Source organism: Rahnella sp. ChDrAdgB13, from assembly GCF_017655185.1.
GTDB lineage: Bacteria > Pseudomonadota > Gammaproteobacteria > Enterobacterales > Enterobacteriaceae > Rahnella > Rahnella contaminans.
The window spans coordinates 1-4,872 of record NZ_JAEMGT010000173.1 but is presented as its reverse complement, the minus strand read 5'-3'; the positions used below and the strand labels follow the sequence as shown (position 1 = coordinate 4,872).

The 4,872-nt window shown below is 56.6% G+C and carries 6 protein-coding genes; 2 read left to right on the top strand and 4 right to left on the bottom strand.

The genetic code is table 11. The annotated features are described in order from the left end of the window. Nucleotides 1-61 precede the first annotated feature (61 nt). From J8X26_RS25995 to J8X26_RS25980, 4 genes are read right to left on the bottom strand one after another with little or no spacing between them, the layout of a single operon-like run. On the bottom strand, nt 62-1,405 hold the full coding sequence (locus J8X26_RS25995) for an FAD-dependent oxidoreductase (RefSeq protein ID WP_208952435.1): 1,344 nt from the start codon (nt 1,403-1,405) through the stop codon (nt 62-64). Nucleotides 1,406-1,412: 7 nt separating this feature from the next. Further along, the gene (locus tag J8X26_RS25990) at nt 1,413-2,129 is read right to left on the bottom strand and encodes an SDR family NAD(P)-dependent oxidoreductase (RefSeq protein WP_208952434.1); all 717 of its coding nucleotides are present in this window, start codon (nt 2,127-2,129) and stop codon (nt 1,413-1,415) included. Further along, nucleotides 2,129-2,581 carry a nuclear transport factor 2 family protein gene (locus J8X26_RS25985; protein WP_165059559.1) on the bottom strand — a complete coding sequence of 151 codons (453 nt, stop codon included), beginning with the start codon at nt 2,579-2,581 and terminating at the stop codon, nt 2,129-2,131. The genes J8X26_RS25990 and J8X26_RS25985 overlap by 1 nt, the downstream gene beginning before the upstream one ends. Then, complete coding sequence (locus J8X26_RS25980; RefSeq protein ID WP_208952433.1) at nt 2,581-3,435, bottom strand: MerR family transcriptional regulator; 855 nt, start codon at nt 3,433-3,435, stop codon at nt 2,581-2,583. Before J8X26_RS25980 ends, J8X26_RS25985 begins: the two co-directional genes overlap by 1 nt. 178 nt (nt 3,436-3,613) lie before the next feature. Here J8X26_RS25980 and J8X26_RS25975 point away from each other — a divergent pair, with 178 nt between their 5' ends. After that, the gene (locus tag J8X26_RS25975) at nt 3,614-4,183 is read left to right on the top strand and encodes a helix-turn-helix domain-containing protein (RefSeq protein WP_152325538.1); all 570 of its coding nucleotides are present in this window, start codon (nt 3,614-3,616) and stop codon (nt 4,181-4,183) included. 24 nt (nt 4,184-4,207) lie between these two features. Further along, nucleotides 4,208-4,744 carry a GNAT family N-acetyltransferase gene (locus J8X26_RS25970; protein WP_152325539.1) on the top strand — a complete coding sequence of 179 codons (537 nt, stop codon included), beginning with the start codon at nt 4,208-4,210 and terminating at the stop codon, nt 4,742-4,744. Nucleotides 4,745-4,872 lie beyond the last annotated feature (128 nt).

The following is a 4,872-nucleotide window of genomic DNA, read 5'->3' as shown; positions in this document are numbered from 1 at the left end:
AAAAAGTGGTCATTGATTGCTAATTCATTACTCCGCTGTCGTGGTGTGGGATGCGTTCATCTCATTCCCGTTCGGCCTGCCCGGCGGTGTCTTCGCGTTCAAGTTGCAGGGTCAGCTGTTCGGCCACGTCGCGGGCGCTGTTGACGCCGTCTTCATGGAAACCGTTGTACCAGTAAGCGCCGCAGAACCAGGTGCGGTTGACGCCGTTGATCCGGTAACGCTGCTGCTGCGCATGATGGCTGGCGACGTTCAGCACCGGATGCATATAGGTCGCGCGGAACAGGACTTTGCTGCCGTCAACCGGCGTGAGCGGATTGAGCGAAACGCAGAAGGTTTTCGGCGCGTCCAGCCCCTGCAAAATGTTCATGTTGTACGTCACGCTGGCACGGCGCATGTTTGATGGATTGCCATCACGCATATCCCCGCGCAGCGCGTCACTAACGGTATTCGGCAACTGATAATTCCAGCTCGCCCATGCACGTTTTTCACGCGGCAGCAGGCGGGTATCGGTATGCAGAATCACGTCGTTGGCCTGATAAGGCAGCTCACCGAGAATGTCGCGCTCATCGGCCGTGGCCTGTTCGCCCAAAATCGCCAGTGCTTCATCCGAATGGCAGGCGAAAACCACCTGATCGAAATGCGCTTCGCCCTGCGCGTAATGCACAACCACGCCGCAAGAAGAACGGATGACTTTAGTCACCGGAGCGTCCGTCAGCAGTTTCACACTGGCGGGTAACCGCGCCTGTAAGCGGCGGATATATTCACGCGAACCGCCCGGCACCACCCTCCATTGTGGACGATTTGTCACATCGAGCAGCCCGTGGTTATCAAAGAATCGCAGGAACATCGACAGCGGAAAATTCGCCATGTCGCCCAGCGAGGACGACCAGATCGCCGCGCCCATCGGCAACACATAATGCAGTGCGAAAAACGGCGAAAAGCCATTTTGATCGAGCAAATCGGCCAGCGTATCTTCGTCATTGTGTGGGTTCAGCAGGCGCGCCTTGCAGAGTTTATTAAAGCGCAGGATCTCGAAAATGAAGCGCCAGAATTGCGGCCTGAACAGATTGCGGCGCTGGGCAAACAGGCTGTTGAGCGAATGCCCGTTATATTCAAGCTTGCTGGCCGGATTGCGCACGGAAAAACTCATTTCCGTCGGCTGGCCTTCAATGCCCAGCTCGCGCAAAAGGGCGATGAAATGCGGATACGTCCGCGAGTTGTAGACAATAAAACCGGTGTCGATGGCGTAGGCTTTGCCGTCTGAAATCACGTCCTGCGTGGCAGTATGCCCGCCTAACGTTGCCGACGATTCGAAAACCGTGATCTCGCAGCCGGGTTGGCTTTTCGCCAGCATCCACGCACAGCTCAGGCCCGAAATGCCGCTTCCCACGATCGCCACTTTTATTGTCATTTCATTTCACCATTTTCCGACATAACCATTTTTGCAGACTCACCGGCAGCAAAGATGCCACCCTGAGGAAACCGGCAAAAAGCGGCGGGAATGCAATTTCACTGGCACCGCGCGCCAGTTTTTTTCGAATGTGCTGAGAAGCCTGCGTGACGGTCACCATCATCGGCATCGGAAAATTGTTTCGCGCCGTCAGCGGTGTTTCCACAAATCCCGGCTGGATCAGCGAAATGTGAATCTGACGCGGAGCCAGATCGACGCTCAGTGAACGTGCGAAAAAGGCCAGCGCGGCTTTCGATGCGCCATACGCTTCACTGCGCGAAAAGGGCAAAAGCCAGGCGGTGGAACCGACGATCGCAACGCGACTTCCGGCTGCTAAACCCGGCAGCAGGGCGTCCAGGCAATTGACCGGGCCGATGAAATTGGCGTTCATTACGCGGGCAACTTTTTCGGCTTCCACCACGCCGTTATCCAGGTATTCACAGGTTCCGGCGCACAGAATCACTAAATCGGCCTGTACGTCGTGTAACGCCTGACGCGTGGCGGCCAAATCGGTGATATCAAAACACAGCGGAATAATCAGCGGACTGGCGGCTGCCGTACTGAGGACTTTTTCCAGACTGCGCCCGCACGCCGTCACTTCCCAGCCTTCGGCGGCGTAATCCTGTGCCAGCTGTTTTCCGATACCTGAACTGGCACCGGTAATCAGAACGCGGCGCATTATTTCAACCTGGCTTTGACTACGCGGACGGCGCCGCCGAGCACCGGCAGATGCTCATACAGCATCGCGCCGAGGTCGTAATAATCACGCTGATAAATGACGCGGTTATCGTGCAGGCGGATATGGCTCGCGCCGTGGAGAAACATCGGCTGGCCTTTTTTCAGGGCAGGATGGGAAAACTCCATCTGCCAGAACAGGGATGCTTCGTCGCCCTGCAACAGCGGGGGCTGAATTTCAAAGCGGCAATAATTCACTTTCCTGAGCAACTGCGAGAAATAGCGCTCGAGCGCGTCCACGCCGTCGTAATGCGAAACCGGATCGATAAACACCACATGCGGGTGATAGATGCGGGAAAGCTGCGGCAGCTGGCTCATCTCAAGCTGATGATAAAATTCGCAAAGCCGCGACAAAACGTCGGGAGCAATGGCGGGCTCAGGAAAATGTTTAATCATTATTTTTTTCCTTCTTTGCGCAAAGGCACCATCTGAAGAATGGTGTGACTTTCGTCATGCGGCAAAAGCGCCGGCTCAGACTCTTCGTGAGGTTCGTCTTCTCCGGCGCTGAGAATAACCGCCGAGCTGCCCAGAAGAATGATCGAAAGCCCTTGTTCCACCCAGTTCAGAAGGCGCTGGCGCTGGATCTGCGTGAGCTTGCCTTCCGACCACAACAATATTTGCGAGCCGCTGAGGTTTTCCAGATGTGGCTCATCCAGCGGAACCGGCAGGATTTCAACCTGCATACCTTCTTCGCAACGCACAATGGCTTCGAGCCACAGCTCGGTGCTGTCGGTGTGCCCCCAGCCGGTCAGCGTTGCCGGGGTTCCCGGCCGTTTACGTGCGGCATTCATACACATCACAGCGTGCTCGATGATCAGCCCGTCGAGCTGGCTGCGCATCATCAGCAGCCGTGAATCGCCGGAACTCAGGCGCTCACGCAACGGGCGCAAAATATTATTCACAAACGTGGCCGCCGGATATTCCCGCCCCAGTTCGATAATCAGCTGACGCACTTTGTTGCTGCGTCCGTCCTGAAGCGCGGTCAGAAGACGGTGTTCGCCCTGCGACCAGCCGCCGGGCAATGCCTCGACTTTGCCTTCCAGCAGGGATTTCACCTGGCCGACGGGAATGCCGCGATTGATCCAGCCCAGAATGGTGCGGATGGTGTCGAGATCATCATCGTTAAAGAGGCGGTGGCCGCCTTCGGTGCGCTGCGGTTTAAGCAAACCATAGCGGCGTTGCCATGCGCGAAGCGTGACCGGGTTGATACCACAAATTCGGGCGACTTCGCCGATGCTGTAAAGAGACATAGTTAAATCCAAAAATATTCATCCAACTTATCGTAACTCTAGCGCCTGATCTGAAAGCTGTACAACTTTATTATTTTTGTACAACTTAGCTAATACTTTCTGCTTACATTATTTTAACTTGCGCATTTCTCAAATGAGAGATATTTTCCCTGTATTGAGAATTTTCAAGGGGAACGAAATGGAAGAAGGGCAGGACAGTCACGATCTGCGTCTGGCCGAACGGCTGGCAGAATTACGCGTCAGCCAGGGCTGGTCGCTGGAACAACTGGCGCAACGCACGGGCATCAGCCGGGCAACGCTTTCCCGCGTGGAGCGTGCAGAAACCAGCCCGACCGCGTCGCTGCTGGGCAAACTGAGCGCGGCGTACGGGCTGACTACCTCGCGCCTGCTGATGGCGCTGGAGGATAACCCGCCGGAGCTTATCCGCGCCGCGCAGCAGCCGGTGTGGCATGACCGCGAAACCGGTTTTGCGCGCCGTTCGGTTTCCCCGCCCGCACCGGGTTTTCGCGCCGAACTGATCTCCGGCACGTTAAAAGCCGGTGCCACGATTTCGTATGATTCCCCGCCGGTGGACGGCCTCGAGCAGCATATCTGGATGCTGGAAGGCATACTGGAGTTCACGCTCGCTTCACGCACTTACCGGCTTGAGGCCGGAGATTGCCTGCGTTTCCATCTTCACGGCACCTCGTCATTCCACGTTCCCGGCCCGGCGGATGCCCGCTACGCCATTGTGATTTCACGTCCTTAAATCTGACAGAACAGGAGCATCATTATGCAAAACGGCAGAGAAGTCGTGATAAGTGAAGTGCAGGGTGGCGTATTGCCGGAGGCGGATCTGGACGCGCTGGCAGAAACCCTGATGCAGTCGGTGGCGCTCGGCGCAAGCATCGGGTTCATTCTGCCGTTCGGGTTTGTGCAGGCGCAGGCGTTCTGGCAAAAATTATTGCCTGCTTTTGAGCGTGGCGAAAAGCGTCTTCTGGTCGCCCGCGAAGCCGGAAAAATCATCGGCACCGTCCAGCTGGTGGTCGATCAACCGGGCAACGGCCTCCATCGCGGCGACGTGGTGAAACTGATGGTCCATCCGGAAGGGCGCCGTAAAGGCGTGGCGAAAAAGCTGATGGATGCGGTGGAAGCGCTGGCGCGTGAAGAGGGCAAAACCCTGCTGGTGCTGGATACCGTTACGGGCAGTCCGGCGCAGACGCTGTATGAAAATCAGGGGTTTACGCTGAGCGGGATCATTCCGCAGTATGCAATGTCGACGGGAGGCGTGCTGGAGTCGACGAGTGTGATGTTTAAGGTACTTACATAAATACTTTAAAGCCAACTTCAACTTCAACTTCAAATTCAAATTCAAGGTCGTGGGCGTCGGCCCACACCGACTTGGGGGGCGGCCTATCGCCGCCACCCCCCAAGACCCCCCGGGCTCTTTCACTGCGC

What these genes read in the sequence shown, in the direction of transcription:
- J8X26_RS25990 (WP_208952434.1), bottom strand. Translation starts at nt 2,129, where the DNA reads ATGCGCCGCGTTCTGATTACCGGTGCCAGTTCAGGTATCGGAAAACAG.
- J8X26_RS25985 (WP_165059559.1), bottom strand. Translation starts at nt 2,581, where the DNA reads ATGATTAAACATTTTCCTGAGCCCGCCATTGCTCCCGACGTTTTGTCG.
- J8X26_RS25980 (WP_208952433.1), bottom strand. Translation starts at nt 3,435, where the DNA reads ATGTCTCTTTACAGCATCGGCGAAGTCGCCCGAATTTGTGGTATCAAC.
- J8X26_RS25975 (WP_152325538.1), top strand. Translation starts at nt 3,614, where the DNA reads ATGGAAGAAGGGCAGGACAGTCACGATCTGCGTCTGGCCGAACGGCTG.
- J8X26_RS25970 (WP_152325539.1), top strand. Translation starts at nt 4,208, where the DNA reads ATGCAAAACGGCAGAGAAGTCGTGATAAGTGAAGTGCAGGGTGGCGTA.